This window comes from Paenibacillus oryzisoli, assembly GCF_001653565.1.
In the GTDB taxonomy this organism is placed as follows: Bacteria; Bacillota; Bacilli; order Paenibacillales; family NBRC-103111; genus Paenibacillus_E; species Paenibacillus_E oryzisoli.
This window is the reverse complement of sequence record NZ_LYPB01000087.1, coordinates 142,542-167,586: the sequence shown is the minus strand read 5'-3', so window position 1 is coordinate 167,586 and position 25,045 is coordinate 142,542. Positions and strand designations below refer to the sequence as shown.

16 protein-coding genes are annotated in these 25,045 nt (G+C 42.5%); 15 read left to right on the top strand and 1 reads right to left on the bottom strand.

The annotated features are described in order from the left end of the window. Positions 1–47 precede the first annotated feature (47 nt). The 9 genes from A8708_RS27840 (at position 48) to A8708_RS27800 (ending at position 13,986) form a co-directional block, all read left to right on the top strand. Positions 48–620, top strand: coding sequence for a Ger(x)C family spore germination C-terminal domain-containing protein (locus tag A8708_RS27840; protein ID WP_068669117.1), 573 nt, complete (start codon positions 48–50; stop codon positions 618–620). A 7-nt stretch (positions 621–627) separates the two neighbouring features. Next, complete coding sequence (locus A8708_RS27835) at positions 628–1,746, top strand: GerAB/ArcD/ProY family transporter (RefSeq protein ID WP_068669115.1); 1,119 nt, start codon at positions 628–630, stop codon at positions 1,744–1,746. A 331-nt stretch (positions 1,747–2,077) separates the two neighbouring features. After that, positions 2,078–3,844, top strand: a complete 1,767-nt coding sequence (locus A8708_RS27830; RefSeq protein WP_068669113.1) for a cache domain-containing sensor histidine kinase — start codon at positions 2,078–2,080, stop codon at positions 3,842–3,844. Then, positions 3,822–5,231 (top strand): response regulator transcription factor, encoded by a 1,410-nt coding sequence (locus A8708_RS27825; RefSeq protein WP_068669111.1) that lies wholly within the window; start codon positions 3,822–3,824, stop codon positions 5,229–5,231. The genes A8708_RS27830 and A8708_RS27825 overlap by 23 nt, the downstream gene beginning before the upstream one ends. A 211-nt stretch (positions 5,232–5,442) precedes the next feature. After that, complete coding sequence (locus A8708_RS27820; RefSeq protein ID WP_068669109.1) at positions 5,443–6,393, top strand: ABC transporter permease; 951 nt, start codon at positions 5,443–5,445, stop codon at positions 6,391–6,393. A gap of 15 nt (positions 6,394–6,408) precedes the next feature. Beyond that, the gene (locus A8708_RS27815) at positions 6,409–7,296 is read left to right on the top strand and encodes a carbohydrate ABC transporter permease (RefSeq protein WP_082927845.1); all 888 of its coding nucleotides are present in this window, start codon (positions 6,409–6,411) and stop codon (positions 7,294–7,296) included. Positions 7,297–7,383: 87 nt separating this feature from the next. After that, entirely contained in the window at positions 7,384–9,039 is a 1,656-nt protein-coding gene (locus A8708_RS27810; RefSeq protein ID WP_068669108.1) for an extracellular solute-binding protein, read from the top strand. A 63-nt stretch (positions 9,040–9,102) separates the two neighbouring features. Further along, positions 9,103–11,151: a family 20 glycosylhydrolase gene (locus tag A8708_RS27805; protein WP_068669106.1), complete on the top strand. Its 2,049-nt coding sequence runs from the start codon at positions 9,103–9,105 to the stop codon at positions 11,149–11,151. A 39-nt stretch (positions 11,152–11,190) separates the two neighbouring features. Next, positions 11,191–13,986 (top strand): family 16 glycosylhydrolase, encoded by a 2,796-nt coding sequence (locus A8708_RS27800; RefSeq protein WP_068669104.1) that lies wholly within the window; start codon positions 11,191–11,193, stop codon positions 13,984–13,986. Between the two features lie 48 nt (positions 13,987–14,034). On the opposite strand, the gene A8708_RS27795 is transcribed toward A8708_RS27800, so the two are convergent. Then, positions 14,035–14,865 (bottom strand): AraC family transcriptional regulator, encoded by an 831-nt coding sequence (locus A8708_RS27795; RefSeq protein ID WP_068669102.1) that lies wholly within the window; start codon positions 14,863–14,865, stop codon positions 14,035–14,037. A 135-nt stretch (positions 14,866–15,000) separates the two neighbouring features. On the opposite strand from A8708_RS27795, the gene A8708_RS27790 reads away from it, so the two are divergent. The 6 genes from A8708_RS27790 (at position 15,001) to A8708_RS27765 (ending at position 25,016) form a co-directional block, all read left to right on the top strand. Beyond that, a complete protein-coding gene (locus A8708_RS27790) occupies positions 15,001–17,061 on the top strand; it encodes a beta-galactosidase (protein WP_068669100.1) in 2,061 nt (686 codons plus the stop codon). A gap of 306 nt (positions 17,062–17,367) precedes the next feature. After that, positions 17,368–19,467: an RICIN domain-containing protein gene (locus tag A8708_RS27785; protein WP_068669098.1), complete on the top strand. Its 2,100-nt coding sequence runs from the start codon at positions 17,368–17,370 to the stop codon at positions 19,465–19,467. Positions 19,468–19,659: 192 nt separating this feature from the next. Beyond that, positions 19,660–21,426 carry a sensor histidine kinase gene (locus tag A8708_RS27780; protein ID WP_068669096.1) on the top strand — a complete coding sequence of 589 codons (1,767 nt, stop codon included), beginning with the start codon at positions 19,660–19,662 and terminating at the stop codon, positions 21,424–21,426. Beyond that, positions 21,423–22,988 (top strand): response regulator, encoded by a 1,566-nt coding sequence (locus tag A8708_RS27775; RefSeq protein ID WP_068669093.1) that lies wholly within the window; start codon positions 21,423–21,425, stop codon positions 22,986–22,988. The genes A8708_RS27780 and A8708_RS27775 overlap by 4 nt, the downstream gene beginning before the upstream one ends. A gap of 177 nt (positions 22,989–23,165) precedes the next feature. Continuing rightward, positions 23,166–24,092: an ABC transporter permease gene (locus A8708_RS27770; protein ID WP_068669090.1), complete on the top strand. Its 927-nt coding sequence runs from the start codon at positions 23,166–23,168 to the stop codon at positions 24,090–24,092. An 18-nt stretch (positions 24,093–24,110) separates the two neighbouring features. Then, positions 24,111–25,016 (top strand): carbohydrate ABC transporter permease, encoded by a 906-nt coding sequence (locus A8708_RS27765; protein ID WP_068669088.1) that lies wholly within the window; start codon positions 24,111–24,113, stop codon positions 25,014–25,016. The last annotated feature ends 29 nt before the right edge of the window (positions 25,017–25,045 follow it).

Here is a 25,045-nt window from a genome sequence, read left to right as displayed (position 1 = left end):
TTCAGAAGAAATCCAACAAAATACCTTAAAGAGGCTGAAAATAGGTATTGTGCGTTAATTGGTCAGTCGTAGTTTTTTTTAAGGGATTAGCCGTTTTTAACAAAGATAAACTGATTGGGTGGCTGGACGAACAAGACAGTAAGGGATTCAATTACATAGTGGGAAATGTGAAACGTACGATCGGGATTATCCCTTGTCCCCAAGGTGGAAACATGTCATTCGAAGTCTTGCAAACCAAATCTAACATGAAAGGCTTGGTAGAGAATGGGAAACCTCACATCGATATTAAGCTGCTCGTCGAACAAAATATCGCAGAGGTCAAATGCCAAATAGACTTGACAAAAATACAAACCATTGATGAACTTCAGAAAATATCGAGTGAAAAGTTGAAAGAAATTTTGGACCATGCGATTCATGAGGTTCAAACAACGTATAAATCGGATATTTTCGGGTTTGGCGAAGCGATTCACCGCGATGATCCCAAAGCGTGGAGGAAAATCAAAAAAGATTGGAACGTGCTATTTCCAGAACTGACAGTACATGTAGAGGTAGATGCGAGAATACGACTAACTGGAACCATTTCCAATTCCCTTATCGAAGAAATGAAGAATAAGGAGTAAGGGTATAATGAATCAAACACTCGTACAAATCAGTACACGGCAATTTATGATTTTGGTCATATTTCATACCATGGGCTCTGCAATTGTCCTAATGCCAGGCGTTATTTCACATGGAGCTGCTCAGGATACATGGATTGCTGCCGTACTTGGTATGATCGTTGGAATCGTACCCATCTGGATATATCTATCCCTTGGGGGGAGATTTCCTGGGTTGACTATCGCGGAATACTGCGAGCTTCTTATGGGAAAATGGTTAGGGAAAGCTGTATCTGTATTATTCCTTAGCTTTTATCTCCTGTTTTCAGCGTTTCTGCTGCGAGAAATTGGCGACTTTGTCTCCACGCAGACTTTAACGGAAACGCCAATTATGGTTATTCATGCGATGTTTATGTTAATGATCGTTACAGCTTCAAGACTTGGCATCGAAACCTTGGGACGAGCAGGGGAGGTTCTGTTCCCTTTTGTTATCGTATTATTGCTCATTTTTTTTGGTTTTTTAATACCAGAGATTAAACTCCAAAACTTACAACCTATCCTGTCAACAGAAACGAAACCCATTATTGAAAGTGCGATTCTCTTTGTGGTAGATCCTATCTTAGAGTTAAGTGTCTTTCTCATGATTTTTCCATACGTCAAGCAAAATAAATTGATCAAGCCTTTTATATGGGGGGCGTTGATTGGGTCGGTGATTCTCACATGTATCATCTTGTTTTCTATTTTGGTACTTGGTGCCTATATCACGGTCATTCAGTTGTATCCGAGTTACGCATTAGCGAGGTACATTAGATTTGGGGGATTTATCCAGCGGATAGAAGAAGTTGTGTCAGGAATCTGGTATATTTCTATGTTCTTTAAACTTACGTTAACATTCTGCGCATCCTCACTTCTGATTAAACAAACTTTTCAATTACGGGAATCCAAATTTCTGGTCTTTCCCTTAGCGCTTGTAGTAGTCCCACTAGCTCAGATCATTAGCCCAAATCATACCTATACACTAGCCTTCGCTGAAGATACATGGATATTAGTTACCTCAACCTTTGCGATTTGTATACCGATTGTTTTGCTTCTTTTATCGAGTTGGAGGTCATATAGAGTAAGGAAGAAAGCAAGTTCAAACCCTAAGTAATACGGGTTTGAACTTGCTTTTTTTAAAATATCAGAATTTATAAGTTTTACTTAATAATTATGCTGAATTTCTAGATAAACGCTCCTGTCCTTCAAAGGACGGTGTAGCCGTTTATTTTGGTTTGCTATGTGAGTTTAGCTTATCATATCCGATTGTTCTTTCGCTTAAATTACGTTAACATAAGTAAAAAGTACAACGCTTTCAATCACTCACACATGCATCAACCTTCGAATTATGCCCCAACTTTCACTTTTTTCAGGCATTGCTTATTCAAATGGTTATCCAGTAAGATGTCGTATGTATATGATCTGACATGAGGGGGCATTTCCTATTGAGTAAAATTACGATCAGAAATCAGCTTTTTTTTCTCGCAGCTTCCACATTTGTACTTTTGGTTGTCATCTTCTTAGTTTTTTACTCACAGAACAAGAATATTATCAAACAAAAAAACGATGAATACACCTTGAACATGATATCGCAATTACAACATGATATATCTTCTTATAAGAATAGTATGGATAATCTTCTAATGAACATTGCTTATAATCCAGACATGCAGGAATTTATGCTAGAAAAAGATTACGGGAAAAAATATGAAATCAGTAAAAAAATCGGCAGTGTTCTTAATAATGCTCGCCTAATGAAAGATGGCATAGTAGACGTTATTGTCGTTGGAAATTCAGGCAATTTCTATAGTACATTTGGCGGTAATGAGTATGTAACGAAATATCAGGAGCTGTTTAGTGCCAGCCCTTTTATTACTGGACTTAAAGAAGTGAGATATGGTTCCAATATAGCAGGATCGCAATTTTTCATAGCAGGCCTATCTATTTTCGCAGCCTATGACCCTGAATTTATTGGAAAGCAAATTGGCTATTGTTATTTGGTTATCGACGCCAAAGAAATAGCTCCTATTTCTGTTCCAAAAATTGATGGTGAAGAGATGAAGTTTTATTTAATAGATCGTGATCATCAGCTTTTTTCCTCTAACGACATGGCTTCGGGTAAAGATGTTGCTGCTTTCCTGCAGAGGGCTGAAACGTATGACGGACAATCTACAACGCTTCTCCTAAATGGTGAGAGAAACATTGTTCATACCGAACGAATTCCTGAACTAGGCGGTACGATCGTTAGCGCGGTTCCTGAAAAAGCATTATTTGCAGAGATAAAGGAACTAAGGTTGAACGTTTTCTATCTTCTCCTAACGGCTGTTTTCATTCTCTCCCTACCATTTACCTTAATTATGAATAACTTGATGAAGCCGATTCGTCAAATGGCTATTTTCATTAAGGGCATCCGTACGCAGCAGAGCGTTGTGCCAAAGGAGAATATTCAATTAGAAGGTTATCTCGAAATGACGATTCTTTCTTCCAAGTTAAACACGATGTTCAATGAGATTGATTCCTTAACACAAATCTTAATCCAAACGAATGTCCAGTTGTACAAAGTAGAGATTGAGAAGAAACATGCCGAGTTAGCTTTCCTGCAAAGTCAAATTAATCCCCACTTTTTGTATAACACATTCGAAATGATTAAAGGAATGGCTTCGATGAAAGGTGTACCCGAAATCAAAGCATTAGTTCAGGATCTTAGCCGAATTTTTCGCTATAGTATTAAAGGTGCAGAGGAAGTGTGCTTACAAGAGGAATTAGATATGGTTAGCGCCTATTTGCGAATTCAGAAAGCACGATTTAAGGACAGATTTGATATTCAACTGGAGGTATCCTCCGATGCGCTGAAGAATCTGGTTCCTAGAATGATTCTCCAGCCTATTGTCGAGAACGCAATCATTCATGGTCTGGAGCCTTTAACCAAGAAAGGACTTCTGCATCTTACAGCAGAGATTGATTCTCTCAACAGACTCATTATTCGCATTACAGATAACGGTGTCGGGATGAATGAGGCTACTGTCGCGTCCCTGAATGCTGCGAGAGATGGGAACCAGCATATTGGCATACATAATGTTGCCAATCGCATTACATTTATGTATGGGGACGAATATGGCATCACGATTAAAAGCACCGAAACTCAAGGAACAGAAGTCATTATGCAATTACCGTTCAAGGGGGAAGATTATGTACAAAGTCCTGCTAGTTGATGACGAAGATTGGGTTATACAAAGTTTGCGAACGAGTATTGAATGGGAAGATTATGGCTTTCAGATCGTCGGTGAAGCCAACAACGCGGATGAAGCACTTGCGTTTATCGAAGAAAACAAACCAAATTTGGTATTTACAGATATTAAGATGCCAGGAATGAATGGACTTGAATTAATGAAACGCGCTGCTAGTCAAGTAGGAGGTATCCAATTTGTTGTGGCGAGCGGGCATGCCGAGTTTGTATATGCACAGAAAGCCATGCAATATGGCGCTATCGGATATTGTCTGAAACCATTTGAAGAGAATGAGATTCGAGATTGTCTGGTCAAAACAAAGCTAAAACTTGAAGCCAGTAAGAAAAATGATCATACCGCGTTGATCGACGTGCTTTTTGGGCAAAGTGAGTCGGACTACCAGGAAGTGAATCGTGTCCTCATCCAAGAAGGTGTTCATCTTGAACGTAATGGACTAGCTATCATTCAAATCGTGGGTCAGTCGCTTGCCCTATTGGAACCGCCAAGTCCTTATTATTTCCTGAAAATAGGACCAAACAAACGTGTATATTTTATTAATCAAACTGATTTCCAAACGTTTGTTCCTTATATAAAAGCGCTTAACGATGTGAGCTTTGGGTATGCGACGAACCTAACACACTTACGGGATGTTCAAGGTGCATTACAAGCCGCAAATGTATCTGCGTTTCAGTATTTCATAACAGGAAGCAAAGCGGGCTACCCGAAACTTCCGCCGTCCGACGATATGAGAGGTCTACTTCGCGCAGTTGCAGCAGCGATTGGCAAACGAGATATGAAAATGATCGATAACTCTTTTCAAGAAATAACCCATGCGTTGCAAAGTATGCAAGTTACGATCAAAGACGCTTATATGTTATATACGCAAATTCTATTCCTGATGAATGACAGGCTTTCTTTATACGTGGATTATGGGATTGAACACTTCGAACAACTTGCTTATGTGTTCAAACATGTGGCGGATATGTTAGAAGAGCTCAGATCGCAAATTAAGCAGCACCTCATGTCTTTATCACCCCTATCTTACGAGGAGATTGGACATCAAACCATTCGCGGAGTTGCCAAATATGTAGCTGATAATTTCTATCAAGACATCAATGTGAGCGAAATTTCCAAATTGTTTTATGTGACTCCTAATTATATCAGTTACCTTTTCAAAAAAGAGATGGGGATTAATTTAACCGAGTATATTGCAAAGATGCGAATCGATTATGCAGGCAACTTACTCCTCCATTCAGACATGACCATTCAGGCGATTAGTGAGAAGGCAGGGTTTAATGATTATTTTTATTTCACCAAAATTTTCAAGAAAATGATGGGAAGCACACCTTCTGATTTTCGGAAAAAGAAGTAAATACGCAACGCTTGTCATTCATCAGGGATGTTCCTTTGAGATGTGTACGATTTCATGATTTTATATGTAAAATTCTACGATGACCTGTATTCACTGTATCTAGCAAACGGAAAGATTCAATACGTCTGCCTAGATATGTCTATACGTCATTGTTGGGGATTCATATAAAATTAACATTAAGAAATCAACAACATCTCAGGGGAGGGTTCACATGGCGACCACGACGAAACTAGTTCTGAATAAACCAATTCAAGAACGATCCAGCTTGTGGAGAAGAATTGTTTTCCACAAGTATTTTTATATCATGTTAGTTCCTATCCTTGCATGGTATGTCATATTTTGTTATATCCCTATGTATGGTTTGACGTTAGCGTTTAAAACATACAATTTCAGCAAGGGGATTGGAGGCAGTCCATGGGCTGGACTTCAGAACTTTACAGATATTCTGAATGATAGACAGTATATCGTCTCCTTAAAAAACACGGTTATTATCTCATTAGGCAAACTTGTATTCCACTTTCCGGTTCCCATTATTTTAGCTCTCCTGTTAAATCAAATCGTTGGTCAGCGAATGAAGAAGCTATATCAAACCGTACTTACATTTCCCCATTTCATTTCTTGGGTCGTTCTCGGCGGCATTATTACGAACATTCTAGGTTCTCAAGGTGTATATAACCAAATTATAGGCCTAATCGGATGGGATCCATCTTCTCCTCTCACGAACCCGGAAGTATTTCGACCACTCGTCTACCTCACACATATTTGGAAAGAAGTAGGATGGGATTCCATTATCTATCTAGCTGCACTTGCCGGTATCAACCCTGAGTTGTATGAAGCCGCTGACATGGATGGGGCGGGTTCCTTCAAGAAAATGATGCATGTATCTTGGCCAGGTATTAAATCTACTGTAGCTATTCTATTCATTCTAAATGTAGGGCTTATGATGAACGTTAGTTTCGATCAGATCTACAATCTGTACAGCGCACCTGTTTATGAGGTAGCGGATACGGTGGATACGTATATCTTGCGAACAACGATGTCGGTTGGAAGTAATTTCGGGCTATTAGCTGCCGCAGGTTTTATCAAATCCGTGCTCAGTATGATGTTATTACTTATGGCTAACTATGTGGTGAAGCGATTTGGCGAACAAGGTCTGTTCTAGAGAGGGGAAGAGAGAGTGAACGTTTCAGCAGGAGTAAGAAAAGGAATATCCTTATCTAGCATTGCAAGGCATACATTGTTATCGGTATTTGCACTTATTTCCGTGTTTCCATTCTATACGGTCATCCTATCCTCATTTGCTTCTTTCGATGCCATTACGAAGAAGAAAGTATATTTAATTCCTACTTCGTTTGTCCTTACGAACTACACAACGATACTGAGTGAAGATCAGTTCTTTCATTCACTAGCCGTCACACTATTTATTACGGTAGTCGGCGTTGCAATCAATATGTTTCTTTCCGTTACAGGCGCTTATGCGCTTTCTAAAAAGAATTTACCTGGCCGCAATTTATTTTTGACTCTCATTATTTTCACGATGTTCTTCAACGGGGGCCTCATTCCTTGGTATTTACTTGTAAAAGATTTAGGCCTCATCGATAACGTATTCGCTATGATTTTGCCGGTAGCGATTAATACATTCTATCTCATTATTATGAAAAATTATTTTAACACTCTCCCCGAAGGGTTGGAAGAATCAGCCAAAATGGATGGAGCCAATGATCTCTACATATTAGTCAAAATCATTCTTCCGATCTCAGCGCCCTTTATGGCGACATTCGCTTTATTCTACGCGGTAGAAAGGTGGAATGAGTGGTATAACTCCTTGTTATTCATCCATTCTCCTTCTAAAGCACCACTGCAAATTCTACTCCGCGAATTACTAATCAACTTCAATACCGATATCGGTTCCATTGGAGCGGCAATACGAGACAGTAAAAGCATCTATGTGCAAGGTGTTCAGATGGCATCTGTTGTTATAACCAGCTTACCGATCATTATCATGTATCCGTTTCTTCAGAAGCATTTTGCAAGTGGCATTATGGTGGGCTCGTTGAAAGAGTAAGCGGTTATAAGTTGATTGGTGTCAAAGAATAATGGGGATAGTACATTGTTCTTTCATATATAAAAACAGTTCTCAGGGAGGTCAAGTATGAAAATGTTGAAAAAAAGTATTACGTTCTCCATGCTTGCAATGGTTTTCGCGACATCGATAACAGCTTGCAGCACCAAGAGTGCTGACACAGGAGTCGCTAGTACGGCGAGTACGACACCAACGAATGAAGTTGCCACAAATTCACCGAATGCAGAGGCAAACAAGTATAAGGATCCAATTGAGCTTTCCCTTGCCCTATGGGATGTTGAATCAGGCTTGGCGAAATCCAAAGATGATGCGATTTATCAATTACTTTCCAAAAAGTTTAATGTGACGTTTAAGCCTGTTGGCATTACTTGGGATGATTATGCGCAAAAGATTAATCTCTGGGCAGCTTCGGATTCTCTTCCGGATATTTTCTCCATCGACGCGATTGGTACGCCAACGTTCTACAATTGGGTGAATCAAGGCGTTGTCAAACCGCTTCCCAAAGATCTTTCTAAGTATCAAAACTTATCGAAGTACTTAGATGTAAATGATATTCAAGCAACTAAAATCAACGGCCAATTCTATGGCATCCCGAGAAGAACATATCCTTCGCTTGATTATAATGCTAACGACCGCGTCATATTCTATCGTTGGGATTGGGCACAGGCGGCTGGTGTGACGAAAGAGCCCAATACGTACGAAGAATTCAAAGATATGATGGTCAAAATTGTAAATGCGAATCCCGAAGGAAAGAAACCCGTTGGTTTAACAGGGCTGCCGAAAACAGCGCCGGATGTGTTATGGACGTATAGCAATCCATTAGCGACATCGGATGGGAGTGGAGCTGACTCCAAATGGGTGAAGGAAGATGGTAAATATATTCCAGCCATTTTCAGCAAAAATTCCTTGCCTACTTTGAAATTAGCCCGGGATTGGTTCACTTCAGGCATCGTAGATAAAGATTTACCCCTGCTAAAAGGTGAGCAGCATTACGAAAAATTCGCTTCAGGTAAAGCAGCAGCGATTGTAGTTAGTGGCGGTTACATCAATGGTTATAAGAAGATTGAGAAAGATCGCTTTAGTAAGGTGTATCCGGACAAGAAATTCACGGAAGCTGTTAAATCATTGAAACCATTGGTTAGCACAGATGGCAATAGGTACCACCCAGTCTTCAAAACGTATTGGTCTGAAAGTTATTTTAACGCGAAGATTAGCGACAAAAAGATGGAACGTATCTTGGATCTCTATGATTACCTGCTAAGCAACGAAGGCAAGCGTCTTGTGAATTATGGTATTGAAAATGTGGATTACAAGCTGGATGGGGCTAAAATCGTTCCGATTGATCCGAAAGTCGTTATTGGTGAGAAATATCCAAGCACACTAGTGTTTAATACATTAGCTACTTGGGAAACTCTGTATCCAGTCGATGATGCGAATGATCAAAGTTGGATGAATAAAGATCTGCAGAAAGACGCAATTGACTATATGAAATTTATTAAGGGCAATACCAAAGTTCCGAGTTTCTCTCCTGAATTGACGCTAGTTTCAACGCCTGCGAAAGATAAGTTCTCCGTCATTCACTCGGACTTCCTGATTAAAATCATGGTAGGAACAGATGATGTTGAGAAAATGTTCAATAAAGAAGTAGAGGTGTACAAAGGCAAAGGCTTAGATAAAGTCATTCAAGAAGTAAATGAAAAGTCGCAGCAAATGGGCATCAAGTAAGTCTCATCACCCCGGTTGGTTTCAAAGATCGACCGGGGCAATCCGATCAAGGAGTGACACATCTTGACTGACAATAATTGGGTGTTTTTCCCAGGGGTTAAACAAGCTGAACGCAGGAATGGTTCCTTTTGGATAAATCATCGAGGTCTCGTGATCCGTTCGCCAAAACTTGCAACCCCAGTAGCCAATAGGATGGCAGAAAGGTTTCAATCCTTGTATAACGTCCCCATACTACTGATTGAGGATGACTGCCCGTACATCGCTGTAACGCAATTGGAATTAAATCTACAAGAATCCATCATGGATGTTGATGTTCAATCTTTAGAGCTACCACAGCATCTTGAAGGGTATACATGTACCGTAACGAATGATTGTATGCGCATTCAAGCCCATACGTATCGAGGTTTTTTATATGGGTGGTTCACTTTGGAGCAATGGATCCACGAGGCAGTCAAAATCAAGGAATCGCCAAAGATGTTCATTCCGAACATGCGATTGGCGGATTGGCCAGATTTGGACCTACGTGGGCATCATTTGGATTTCAAGGGAAGTGTTCCCTTGATGTCATATGTGAAAGAAACGATTGAAAGGTTGGCACATTTACGAATTAATACCCTGTTGATTGAATATGAAGATCAGTTTCCCTATCAGAGCCTTCCCCATATCCATCATCCCAATGGCTTTACGCAACAAGATATTAGTGAAATGCTTGCAATGGCTGACAAATGTGGCATGGAAGTGATTCCTTTTATCCAAAGCTTGGGGCATGTTGATTTTGTTCTTAAACACCAAACCTACCGACATCTGTGTGAAGATGGATTGACATTTCAATATTGCCCTTGTCATCCGGGTTCTCTGCAAGTATTTAAGGATATGGTGGATGAGATCATCACGTTGCATCCGAATAGTCGATTTATTCATATTGGTGCTGATGAGGCAGTGGCACTTGGACGTTGTGAAACTTGCCAGAGTTGGATGCGAGAAGGGGGTGACACCCGTACGAAGGTTGACCTTTTCCTGCATTATGTGAAAGAGGCTGCAGAATATGTACTCCGACAGGGTAAACAACCGATCATGTGGGACGATATGTTTCATTCGGAGAAGTGTGTTGATCGAATAAGTGAGCTCCCGGAGGGAACAGCGCTTTGTTCATGGAGTTATTACGATATGGGCAAAAGTAATTGGGTATGGTGGTCTGGCAAATATTATTCATCCAAACAATGGTTGGTGAAAGACCCTGGCTTCATTCCTCAATATCAATGGCTGGAAGATTTACCGGAAAGCGAACAAGCAGCGATACGTTCTGTCTGGGACAAAGGGGAGTATCCGTTGTATGGAAGCAACAATATTCCATGGATTCAAGCGTATAAGGAGCAAATTCCTATTATATTTGGAGCTTCATGTGTACGAGGGGCGGACCACACGAATCAATGGTGTGCGAAGCAAGAAGATCGTATTCAGAATGTGATATTCTGGGCAAAGTTCGCTAAAGAATCAAGTCTTTCAGGTGTGATTTCCTCAGCTTGGACGCGATTCTATTCCTTGTCTCCTTCCATAGAACCGTGGGAAACGGAATGGTACCCATTGTCAGCGCATGCTTGCTATTCCTGGCACACAGCGACAATGCGAGAAGAGTTCGATCAGCTGTGGACGCACACATTTGCAGCTGGAGACCCGATTCTTTTGAAAGCGATACAGCTTATGGAGAAAGGAGGAAACTTACATAAAGCTCAATACTATTATGCAGCTCGGCAATTGTTAACGGATTGTCAGTTCCCACATGCTTGGTTGCATAGGTATGCAGAAATGTTAAGATCATCAGCTCACTTTGCTGAGCTAACTCTACGATTTGAAACTGCTCTGCGAGACGTTGAGTGGGTTATGTATGTGAAAGAGAAGCAGCCATTAGATAACGATGTTATCCTTGAACGCGGATTTAAGGTGCTGACGGGGCTGCTAGGTGAAGCAGATCATTGGGAAAAATATACATCGAGAATATGTCTAGAGTGGATGTCTGCACCTGAAGTTGAAGAGTTGGTGATGTCTAAGCTTCATTCATTCAAAGTCCGTGCGGACATAGTCCATCAGCACAGTCATTATCCATTGCAGTAGCGGGGAAAATTGAATTGAAGAAAGGGACGATAATAGACTATGCAACAATTCTCTGGTAAGGCCAAATCAAAGAAAGTAAATTTCATTAGGCATCTTTGTTCGATCGCACTGTTATCTACCCTAATTACTGGTGTACTACCACAAGGTAAAGTACAGGCATACGACTATTATGGACAGGAGAACACAGGCGTTCTTCGTGAAGATTTTAACGGAAATACATTAGATCCTAAGAAATGGCTAATTGCCGCTAAACAATGGGGCGGGCTTAATAACAACGGTGTCGTGCCGGAGAATGTGAAAGTTGAGAACGGTAATCTACTATTGGAAGCGCATGGTGATCTATATAATGGTCCAGTCAAAGGGCTGTATAAACCCAATAAAAACAAGGAGAATATTGCGCCGTATCATCTTGCCTACAATGTTGATACCGTAGAGCGCGGTAATAAAAGAGTAGGTGCTGCCATAGCAAGCAAAGCTTATATGGGCTCAGGTAGATATACGATGTCTGCAAAAATCATTCCCGATCTCGGTGTTGCTTCCACCATGTGGAGTTTTCATTATCAGGAATATAATGGCTCAGTTGGCATGAAGAACGGAGTCAAAGTGGCTAGTGGGGACCCGGAATATATACGTGCATTTAAAGAAGGTCGCCTTTTGCCAGATGCAACGGGAGCTTATCCGGAATATTACGCATACAATCATGAAATCGATATTGAAGTACCGGGTAGACCAGCAGGACCGCACACCGGTCAATCGTACGATAGAGCGCTATTGAACACATTTACAGGTGAAGGTGAGCATGAATATTCGACGATTTATGCGAATTTGGGAGCCAAAGGGATTCATATCGCAGATGGCAATTATCATAAATTTGAGTATCGTTGGCATACTGGCGGCAATGGTGAAACGCCACGAGTAGATTATTATATTGACGACCAGTATATCGCGACGAATACGACAACATTGCCAACCAACGCAGGAAGGCTATGGCTTGGCGTATGGTTCCCTGATGCATGGGCTGGCGGCTCAGCGAACTTCGATGTGAAACAAATGGCTGTCGATTATTTCGAGTTTGAGCCCTACCATGAGCCCAACGATACATGGATGCCTGAATCATTCCCAGACGATGGTTGGGAAGATTCGGATTTCCGCCCTTTAACAGCCAATGCCATTAATACGAGATGGGGCACAACAACGGGCGAATTCCGAGATAATTTCGATGGGACTTGGTTGGATAGCTCCAAATGGAAAGTAGCTAAGAAGAATTGGGGGGGTATACTCGGAAGTTCGGACGTATATGGACAAAGTTGGAACGGCGGTGTACATCCAGATAATGTGGCTCTAGATGGTCAAGGGCATCTGTTGCTCAAAGCTCACGGAGATTATTACAATGGCTTGCCTTTAGGTATCAATACCAATGGAGTTCCTCGCAATGATGGGAAACGCGTTGGTTCAGCGATTGCTACATCTCGTTACTATGGGTCTGGTGAATACGAAGTGCGAATGAAAATACCCAAAGTCATTTCAGGACCGAACAATGAAGGGTTGCCACATGGCGCTGTACCTGCGATCTGGACGTTCCATTATCAAGAAATGGATGCGACGAGCCCCGAAGCTGAGCAATTCAACGCGGATCCTAACGCTGACTATTGGGTAAGCAATAATGAAATTGATATGGAATTTCCAGGACGTCCTGGTCCAACGCATACAGGTATGACATTTAACAAAGCGTTATTCAACACATGGCAAGGTGAGAATGAGACAGAATATCATACGAATTATACAAATTTGGGCACGAATGTATCCGATAATGAATGGCATACGTACAAGATTATTTGGCAAATTGCTGATCCTGCACACAATATAGCTCCTTATGTGCAATTCTTGGTTGATGGTGTAATTAAGTACACAGCAGATGCCACGAAATTTATCCCAACAAAACCAGGTCGACTGTGGTTGGGGTATTGGTTCCCCAAAAATTGGGGAGGGAAAGCGAATTTCTCTGAAGCGCAACTAGAAATTGACTATGTGAATTTTAAACCATACGCTACATCAGGTGCAGTAACGCAGCAAGAATCCTATCCGATGTCAGGTTGGGCAGCCAATGAGGAGTATCCCGGTTATTGCGTATTCCCATGTGCATCGGCTCCAGTAGCGGACACGGTTGCACCAAGCACAGTCGCAAACCTTGTATCACCATCCAAGACGGATACGAGCATCCAATTATCTTGGACAGCATCCGTGGATAATATTGGCGTAACAGGGTATGATATCTACAAAAACAATAGTTTATTCACGACTGTCACAGGAACTACAGCAGTTGTTTCAGGTTTGACTGCGAGTACAACATACAATTTCTATGTTAAAGCCAAAGATGCTGCTGGTAATATTTCGGCAGCGAGCAACTTGTTGGCGGTTACAACGAATCCCGCAGCAGCTAACTTAGTTCAGAATGGCGATTTCAGCTCAGGACTGGTCAATAACTCGACACAAGGTTGGAAATCTACGCAGACTGGTGTTGCAGATGTAACAGGTGGTACGTTGAATTTGCACCCCAGTGTGACAGATATCTCCGAAGTGGAACAAATCGTTACGGTTACGCCAAGTCAGCCATATAACCTTACAGGCAGCATCTGGCGTACAGGTGATCCGACATATGGCTATGTGTATGTGTATGACGGTAATCAGATCATCGCACAGGATTTTACGAATGCTACGAAAACGATCGCGCTTACTTTTACACCGACGAGTAATCAGCTTCGTGTTGTTCTGCAGGCGTACAAACAGCAAACAGGCGTATTTCATTATGACAATCTGATACTCACAACCCAGTAAGTCTATATTGAAGGAGTTAAGCAGTGTTCTATGCTTAGCTTCTTCTTCCTATTTAAAATATTGTTTAGGCGTCTGACCATACGTTCGTTTGAACATTCGGATAAAATAGCTAGTTTCCATTCCCAATTGCTGGGCAACCTTCTCAACGGTGATCGTAGGATTCTCTTCGAATAATTGGATAGAACGACGCATGCGAATTTGTTGGATGTACAGCATAGGTGACAGGCCATAAATAGCTACGAACAGACGGTGAAAATGTTGAACTGAATAACCAACTGCTCTAGCCAAGTTGGATAATTGTAGGCGTTCATTATAGTGATCATGTATGAACTTAATCGCTTCTTGAAGAGCAGGATTGGACTGCCCGACTGGTTTAATGCGCTGATTGGATTCTTCTGTCGTCTGGTCTCCAAGTATGGTCAACAAGAAATCATACATCTTTCTAGATGCTTCCCAATAGCCGCTTTCACCATTGAGATTGATGAGTTGCCATAAGGATTCAAGCTTATGCCAGTACAATTGGAATTGTGTTTTCTTGAGTATTGTAGCTTTTTGGTTTCCTAGATGAGCAAGAATGGAACCCGCTGTGGGCCCGCCAAAAGCAACAAAACCCAGCTCCCAAGCATCCTCACTTTGATCTGCAAAATATTCATGAGGTATACCTGCAGGCAGGATGAGCATAGTGCCTGGCGACATCACCATATCGCGACTGCCCGCAATGCGAAATATGCCTGTTCCGCTGCGACTTAAGAAAATTTGATGTGTTGGATAGCCATCAGGGCGTAGAAGATGTTTCTGTTCATGACTGCCAACACAGTACACATAGAGAGGTAACTTGTTCTCCAGTAAAGCAAATTCAGCTAGAAGAAAAGGCATCATGGGATCCTTCACCACCAATGTTCATTTTGTACGATTTTTAATCTCGTATTTTCTACTAGTTTATCAACTTTTTCTCCTATAATCAAAAGGAATAAGTGAATAAGACGATTCCCAATGAGGAGAGATGATTTGACTATGACAATCAAATTTCAACCAATTAGCCCTAAGCTGCCTGTTATGATGCATGGCGCTGATTATAATCCAGACCAATGGCTTCACGACCCACAGGTATTGGAGGAAGATATTCGCCTGATGAAACTGGCAGGCTGTAATGTAATGGCAATTGGGATTTTTGCATGGGCGGCACTAGAGCCTGCAGAGGGGACTTTTACGTTTGAGTGGCTGGATCGGATCTTGCATTCATTTGCTGAGAATGGCATCTATGCATGGCTTTCAACACCAAGTGGGGCGCGTCCGGCGTGGATGTCGGAAAAGTATCCTGAAGTTAGACGGGTAGAGGCGAACCGCGTACGCAATTTGCACGGTCTCCGACATAATCATTGCTACACTAGCCCGATTTATCGGGAGAAGACAGGGATAATTAACAGCAAACTTGCTGAACGATATGGTCAGCATCCAGCTGTCGTCGGCTGGCACATTTCCAATGAGTTTGGCGGAGATTGCCATTGTGGGTATTGTCAGGATGCTTTCCGAGCGTGGTTACAAGAGAAATACGGCTCATTGGAAGCTTTAAATGCGGCTTGGTGGACTTCCTTCTGGGCGCATACGTACACGGATTGGCAACAGGTTGAATCTCCTGCTCCTCACGGAGAGATGATGGTACATGGGCATAATCTAGATTGGCGTCGATTCGTTTCGGACCAAACGGTAGCTTTCTGCAAGCATGAGATTGATGCCGTTCGGGGAGCGAATCCTGAGCTGCCTGTTACAACGAATATGCATTTGATCGAAAGCTTGGATTATCGCAAGTTTGCGGATCTGTTGGATGTTATTTCGTGGGATGCCTATCCAACATGGCATGAAGGGAAGAATGATAGCCAATTAGGTGCTTATATTGCCTTCTATCATGATCTGTTCCGCTCGCTGAAGAAGAAGCCATTCCTGCTGATGGAAAGCACACCTAGTCTTACGAACTGGCAGTCGGTCAGCAAGTTGAAGCAACCCGGTATGCACCAATTGTCCTCGCTGCAAGCCATAGCACATGGGTCAGACTCTGTACAATATTTCCAATGGCGTAAAAGCAGAGGATCCAGCGAGAAATTCCATGGTGCCGTCGTTGATCATTGCGGACATGAACATACACGCGTGTTTAAAGATGTAGCCGCGTTGGGTCAGACATTAGCGAATATTTCCGACGTTGTAGGCACGTCGACGCCAGCAGAAACTGCTATATTGTTTGATTGGGATAACCGCTGGGCGGTTAAAGACGCTCAAGGGCCTCGCAACATGGGCATCCATTATGAGCAAACCATTTATGCGCATCACCAAGCGTTCTGGGAACAAGGTGTACCCGTCGACATTCTTGGCTCAGAGGATGACCTATCTGCATACAAGCTAATTGTAGCGCCTATGTTGTATCTTTGTCGGGAAGAGACGGGACGCAGACTCGAAAAGTTCGTTGAGCAAGGTGGCACACTGGTAACAACGTACTGGTCTGGTATTGTGAACGAGCATGATCTCTGTCATCTGGGTGGGTTTCCGGGACCCCTGCGAACAACGCTTGGCATTTGGGCGGAGGAAATTGAAGGCTTGTATGACCACGATCGTAATGGCTTAACGATGTCACCAGATAATCAATTAGGATTAACAGGCACTTTCGAATCCCATGAAATCTGTGAAGTGATCCATACCGAAGGTGCAGAGGTGTTAGGTATCTATACAGATAGCTTCTATGCTGGCCAACCGGCACTTACTGTAAATTCATTTGGAAAAGGGAAAGCCTATTATATGGCTACGCGGCTAAAGGCTGATTTTCTTCAATCTTTTTACGCCAAAGTGGTTGAGCAGACAGGTGTTGCTAGATCATTGAATACGCATCTCCCTCAGGGAGTAACCGTTCAGGTTCGAACGGATGGGGAGACAGATTATGTATTTGTTATGAACTTCAGTGGTCAAAGTGAACAGATTACGCTTGATGACAGAAACTACACGTATTTGGAGTCCAATGAGGCGGTAGATGGGGTAATCGATCTGCCAGTTAACGGGATTGTGCTACTCAAACGAAGCACAAGATAAATTGAATAACCATGTAAATCGACTGCTGATCTCAAAAGCAGTCGATTTTGTGTTTTTTAGCCTCAAAGTGGCTTCTTCCCGCTGTAAAATAGTTGAAAACGTTTAGTTTTCGTTGTATACCTCCATATGAAAATTGTCGAAAAATCTATAAAGTAAAGAGTAAGAAAGCGCTTTATATGATGAGAAGGGGGACAAAGTAAAGAGAGCGAGATACGAGTAAATTCAGTTTTATCCGGAAAAACCACCTAAAATTTAGGCCAGACGAAATGTTCTATCAAATTAAACCAAGGAGAGGTGTATTCCCTCATGAAGAAGAAGATTCAGTCTTTTGTTTCGAAAAGAATGGTTGCGTTTCTTGTAGCAGCACTGATTGCAATGACTAGCTTTATATATGCACAGCCAGCGAGTGCTGCCTCGACGCCGATTGTAAACGCTGTAAATAAGAACGCAACGAATGGTGATCCCATCTGGGCTCAAGGCGGCTGGATGATGAAAGAATCAGATACCTACTATTGGTACGGCTTGGACGCGTCAGAGCCCATGAAATTAGCTGATGGAATAACGTTAAATCCAAATTGGAAAAAGAAAGTGAGTGCATACTCCTCGACTGATCTTGTAAACTGGACGGCACATAGGGAAATTGTTGACTTCCCATCCATTGATGCAAAGCTTGGCGCAGGCACGTTCAACCTCAATCAATGGTTTGGCAGACCATTAGTCCAGTACAACAGCGAACTAGGTAAATATGTGATGTACTTGGAATGGGGCTGCTGTAATTTCCGTGTTTCCGTTTCAATCTGGTACAGTGATTCGCCAGTAGGGCCTTTTGAATTCCAAAAGGTCATTGAGAATCCAGGTGGATTATTTGGAAATGGTGATCTTGGGTCGATTTTTACAGATACTGACGGTACTACATACATTACGCAAACCGTTGACCGAAGACTAACAACCAAACTGCGAGCAGATGGTACCTACCAACCTGATTATAATTCTGGCATTTATATCGGTAGAGTGGATACAGCTTTGAATGCAAGTAATGAATATGAAATTACGATTACGCCTGTAAAACTATTTGAATCGGTAGCTCCGAATAAAGAAGCGACTACGTTATTTAAAGTAGGTTCCACGTACTATATGTTAGCATCCGAGACCAACGGTTGGAAATCCAGTCCAACGTATTACTATACCGCTTCAAGTGTAACGGGTGTTTGGAGTTCAGCTACCAAGATAGGTACTACCTCATGGAACGGCTCCACATATTCGGGAAGTAGTCCTACAGGTGGGAATTCGTTTGATACACAATTTGATCAAGTTTTCGCCATTCAAGGAACGGCAGGTACGACTTATCTGTTCATTGGCGACCGGTGGAACAATATGAAGAATAGTGATGGTACGCCTGGCAGTTATGGTCCTGGCCGTAATCAATGGTATCCGCTAACTTTCGATAGTGCTGGCAAGCCTATTCTTAATGGCTATCAACAATGGTATATTGACTTGGCAGCTGGAACATGGACGGCAACTGCTCCTGCATCTGCTGTAGATACGCAGTTAACTTATGCGATCGTGAACGGCAACTCGAGTAAGGCACTTGGCATCACGAACAATGTGATAACGGATGGCGCAACTCTCGAGCAGCGTCCTTATACGGGAGCAGCTAGCCAATCATGGGAATTTGTTGAGGCGGGATCTGGCTACTACAATATTCGTAACAAGAACAGCGGCAAGTACATGGATATTCAAAGCGCATCAACTGCAAATGGTGGACAAAGCATTCAATGGACAACTAGCGGCGCTACTAGTCAACAATGGCAGCTTGTCGACGCAGGTGGCGGTAAGTTTATTATCAAGAACCGCAATAGCGGCAAAGCTTTAGGCATGAGCGGTGGTTCGACGGGAGACGGTGCTCCTGTTATTCAGTGGGCAGAAAGCGGTTCGGCTAACCAAACATGGCGTCTCGACGCTGTTGCACCGATTGATTTGACGAAGACGTATTCGATTATCAACCGCAACAGCATGAAGTCTCTCGGTACAGTAGGGAACGCAATAGCAGCTGGTACGAATGTTGAACAGCGTCCTTATACAGGTGCGATAAGCCAGTCTTGGCAATTCGAATATACAAATGGCTATTATAAAATCAAAAACGTAAACAGCGGCTCGTACATGGATATTGCCGGCTCTTCCACGGCAAATGGCGCAAGCAATGTCATCAACCCAGGGAACAGCTCTACTAGTCAACTATGGCAACTTGTCGATGTAGACGGCGTCTACTACAAACTCAAAAATGTAAATAGTGGTAGAATGCTTGGATTGTCCGCGGGCTCTACTGCAGATGGCGCAATTAATATGCAGTGGACAGAATCGAGCTCTTTGAACCAGAACTGGAGTTTTACGATTCTGAATCCTTAAATTGAGAGTGACCGGGGACATTATATGTCTCCGGTTTTTTCATTTTCTGATAAAATAGTTGATAATATACGCTTTATCGTTGTTTGACTGTATATTCTAGGATCACACGTATACGCTAAACTGGAAGACAACGTTCTGCGTATAATCGTAACTCTACCTGCAATTCGTTTGTAGAAAGGTTGACTCACACATATGGCACGACGATTCTTCAAAAGCAAATATATGCCGTTTACGTATAAAATGATGATTCCTTACCTCTTAATCGTTCTGATAACGGACGCAGCGATCGGCTATGCTTCCTATACCATGCTTGTAAAGTCTCGTACAGAAGTCACGCAGACAGGTATTCGTGCTGCACTTGAACAGACACGCAATAATGCTGAGTACCGAATGGCAGAAATACAGCGAATTTCTGATCTCTTATTTGGTAATTTGCCCTTTCAACGCGCGCTTACGAAGCATAGCGACCGGCGCAGCATGTACTTAACCGTACTGGATGAAGTGGTTCCACTGCTTCAAGCACCCCTAGAACTATTCGGCAGTCCAATCAAACTGACATTGTACCCCGTCAACCCAGATATTGGCGAATCCGTAGGCTCATCTGACACGAGTCCCATCACGAGAAGCGATTATTTTATTCAGTCCTTTACTGTCCTGCAGGAAGCTTCGTGGTTTCAACACCTGCAAGAGGAAGGAGCAGATAATTTATGGTTTCAAACTAATCTGGACCAGGAACAGGGCAATGTATCCCTCTTTCGGAAGCTCGTCTTATTTACGGACTATAAAACTGTCATTGGCTATATAAAAATTACGATTAATCTAAATAGTTTGCTTGACAACTTAGCCAAATATCCCGAGCAGGGATTGGGCTTACGATTCTATGATGTGAAGACAGGCCATACTTTGTTTGAGCAACTTGCAGGGGAACGAGGAGACAAGTTTCTGAACTTACGAGAAGCCATAGCAGGAACTTCGTTCGCTCTTGAAATTCGTGTACCGCTCGACTATTTGAATAAAGATGCGAAACGGCTGCAAGTGACGATTGGACTGATTTGTGCATCAAGTTTTCTCGTGATGGGGATGATTGGGTTTATCGTAGCAACATTATCTGGAAGAAGAATGAAACGTATTGTCTCGTTTATCAGCGTCTTTCAGGAGGGGAAATTCGAACAGCGTATTTCCGTAAACGGTAACGACGAGTTTGAATTGATTGCCCGGTCATTTAACCGCATGGCAACCAGTATTCAGCAACTAATTCAAGATGTGTACAATCAAGGCGTTCAAAAGAAACAAGCAGAACTTGAGGCGCTGCAAGCGCAAATAAATCCGCATTTCCTGTATAATACTTTGTCAACGATTAGTTCATTAAGCAATTTGGGCAAGACACGCGAGGTGACAGAGATGGTAAAGCTACTCTCGCGCTTCTACCGATTGACGTTGAACGAGGGGCAAGTTCTCATACCGCTTCATAAAGAATTAGGTCAAGTTGAGGCCTATCTTGATATTCAGAAAGTCAAATACGCGGATGCGTTTCAGGTGTATATGGAGATGGACCCGGAAGTTAAAGATGTTCCAATTATTAAACTATTGGTACAACCCTTTGTTGAAAATGTGTTCAAACATGCTTGGTTCGGTGAAACGATTGCAATTCGTATTACCGCGAAGCGGGTCGGTGAAGTGCTGGAGCTCAAGATTATTGACAATGGTATCGGCATGCAGCCAGATACCGTCGACAAGTTGCTCCGCGGCGGACTACGATCTAACGCTTACGGATTGAAGAATGTGAATGAAAGAATTAAGCTTCGGTATGGAGCAGAATATGGCGTGCAAATTGCCAGTATTTTCGGCGGTGGGACGACTGTGCAGATTATATTGCCATTTAGCATGAATACGTTACCAGAGGTTGATATTACGAGTTACACACTAGAACACACAGGAAAGGGCGGTGATCCCTCATGAACATTCATATTTTACTTGTCGATGATGAAGCCATTGATTTGGAATGGCTGCGGGTTCGGGTCGAAGCTACACAATGTCAAGGACTGCGAGTTGTTGGAACTGCGAAGAGTGGTTTTGCCGCTCTTGATTTTATGAAAGACGAACGTGTAGATATTATTCTATCAGATATCCGTATGCCGATTATGTCGGGATTCGAATTTGCGCGTAAAGCTCGAGCCATCAACCCTGAGGTTCGAATTGCTTTTATAAGTGGACATGAAGATTTCAACTATGCGAAGGAAGCTATGCAATTAGAAGCCTATGACTATTTATTAAAGCCTGTCGATGACGATGAGCTAGCTACAATGATTGCTGGTTTGTGTTCGAAAGTCGAGGAGGATCGTCGTCAACGCTCCACGTTGTCTGAGGCATTGCCTTACGTACAACGGGAACTACTGCTTCGTTGGTTCCAAGAAGCGTCTCCGAACGCAGTTGAGGAGCGACTGAGTGCATTTGTGGCGCCTTTTATCGAGAAAGGGACTGTGGTAGCTCTAATTGAGGTAGATGACTTTGAAAGACATTCCAAGGAATTGATCTTAGAGGAGCGCCGTGCATTATGGACAAGACTGGAACAGTACCTGATGGAAAAAGTGCAGAAGAACGGACTTGGAATTCTATTGAACGGGTTTGCCAATCGGTTCGTTCTACTGTCGACGGGTAGCATCGAATTAGGGCTTGAAGAGTTGATTCGTACTTTCCGGGAGGTGTTCCCGTTCACCATAACTGTTGGCTTAGGCATTCGTGCGTACAGCCAAGTTGAGCTTCATACCTCCTATCGTCAAGCAGAGATGGCGCTCAGTATCAAGTGGATGTTGGGTAAAAACAGAGTGATTCGCGAGATCACCTCCGAACAACCCGCTAGAACGGAAACTGTACATGTAGAACGGATTTTCGAAGAGTTATTTAAAGCCATTCTCGACTATGATCTGGTAAAGATTGATGACAGCTTAATGGCTATATTCCGTCCTGACTTTGCACCTCATCGCAAGAGTGAGGCCTATGATCTAATCATCCGTATGACATCGAAACTACATGGTGATTTGCAACAATTAAACGAGAATTTATATGAACTTCTCAATTGGGAATCCCATCAACCTGATATTCTGTTCGAGTTTGAAACGATGAATGATATCGTATCTTGGCTGCGTAGACGATTATTCGAGTTGTCTGAGTTGCTTTTTATGAAGAGACGGAAACAGGATCGCAAATTGATTGCGGATATTATGAACTATGTGGAAGGACTGATCGAGAACAAAGTGACGCTGAAGGAAGTTGCCGCGAAATTCGACTTTACGCCTAATTATCTCGGTCATTTGTTTAAGGCGGAGACGGGAATGGGGTTCAGTGACTACATGAATAACGTCCGTATGAAGCGTGCTTGTGAGCTGCTTGATGATCCACGGATGAAAGTATACGAAATCGCTGACAAAATTGGTTACAAGAATGTCATTTATTTTAATCGCTCGTTCAAACAGGCTACGGGTATGACCCCGCGAGATTATCGTAAAAAAAACAAGATATAAGACGGTTATGACGGATGAACAGTAGAGGGATGATGCTCTGCTGTTTTTTTATGAGTACGAGATGAAAATGAAACTATGATCACATTCGTAGATTTAGTATTAATTTTAGTTGTTCTGCTAAATGATATCGGATTCACGATCCCTCTATAATTAGAAACAGAGAGAGGAGAAGGAGCTATGATAAAGAGACAACAAAGAATCTGGCATGAACTAGTAAAGAATAGAACTTTGCTGCTTATGATAATGCCAACTGTGCTTCTATGCTTACTATTTTCATATATCCCGATGGCTGGGATCGTAATTGCTTTCAAGAAGTATAACTACACTGGAGGAATTTTTGGGAGTCCTTGGGCAGGGTTGGATAATTTTAAATTTTTTTTCCAATCCGGCAACGCTTGGCTGGTGACGCGGAATACGGCTTTGTATAACCTAGGCTTTATTATCATCGGCAACATCCTACAAATCACGGCGGCCATACTGCTGTTTGAAGTTGGAGGTAAGTGGTTCCGCAAAATCATCCAATCCGCCATGTTCCTACCATATTTCATCTCTTGGGTGGTCGTTGGTTCAATTGCTTACAGTTTCTTCAGCTACGACATTGGTACAATCAACAACATATTGACATCGTTCGGTATGGAGAAAATTGATATTTACAATTCGCCAGCGTATTGGCCGTATATCTTGTTGTTCTTCCATATCTGGAAGTCGCTCGGCTACGGCACGGTAATGTACCTGGCAGCCATTACGAGCATCGACACGGAAATGTACGAAGCAGCTGAAATAGATGGCGCGAACGTGTTTCAACGCATCTTTCAAGTGACGATACCGAATTTAATACCGACACTCACCATTCTAGTCCTGCTATCTGTGGGTCACATCTTCAGAGGCGATTTCGGAATGTTCTACAACTTGGTCGGCAACAACGGTATGTTGTTCTCTTCGACAGACGTAATTGATACATTTGTTTTCCGGTTACTGATGACAACCAACGAAATTGGCATGTCTGCCGCTGCGGGTGTCTATCAATCCTTGCTAGGCTTCGTAACCATTCTGTTAGTTAACTATGCAGTTCGCAAATACGATAAGGATCGCGCTTTATTTTAAGCAGGGGAGGACATTCATATGCAAGCGACAGCCGTTAAACGCGGCCTACAGAAGGATAGGTTCTTACTCTCCATCATCGGTTACACAACGCTAATTATGATGGCATTCATCTGCATCATACCATTCTGGATCGTTCTGGTTTCATCTTTCAACGATGAGAATGCGATTCGATTAGAAGGCTACAGCATATTCCCGAAAATATTTTCGACAGAAGCTTATCGCTTGATCTTCGAATTTCCAGAAGCAGTACTTCGAGCTTACGGTGTAACCATCACGGTTACTGTAGTAAGTACAGTAGTTGGCTTATTCCTGACTGCAATGACCGCCTATGTGCTTTGCCGTAAAGATTTTAAGTACCGAAATCATTTTGCCTTTTACTTCTTCTTCACCACGCTGTTCAGTGGAGGGCTAGTCCCGTGGTACCTGCTCATTGTCAACTACTTGGACATGAAAGATAAGTTGATCGTACTTATTCTTCCTACCCTTGTGAATGTGTTCAACATTCTTGTGATGAGAGCTTTCATGAGTGGTATTCCTGATGCGATATCGGAGTCAGCCAAAATAGATGGCGCTGGTGATTTTCGAATCTTTCTGAATTTGATTCTTCCGCTTTCCAAGCCCGCGCTGGCGACGATCGGTTTGTTCATCGCGCTCAGTCACTGGAATGATTGGTACATGGCATTGTTGTTTATTTCCGACTCGAAGCTGATGCCGCTGCAATATTACTTGTATAAGATGCTAGGGAATCTGGAGGGGATGCGAGATGCGATGGCAAATTCCGGCGCTGGCATGTCGGTCACGATTCCTGGAGAAAGCTTAAAAATGGCGATGACTGTCGTTGCGACAGGTCCAATCTTCCTTGCTTATCCGTTTATCCAAAAGTATTTCGTAAAAGGTTTAACAATCGGTGCTGTAAAGGGGTAATCTCAGGGAAACCTGGTTATCAATATAAC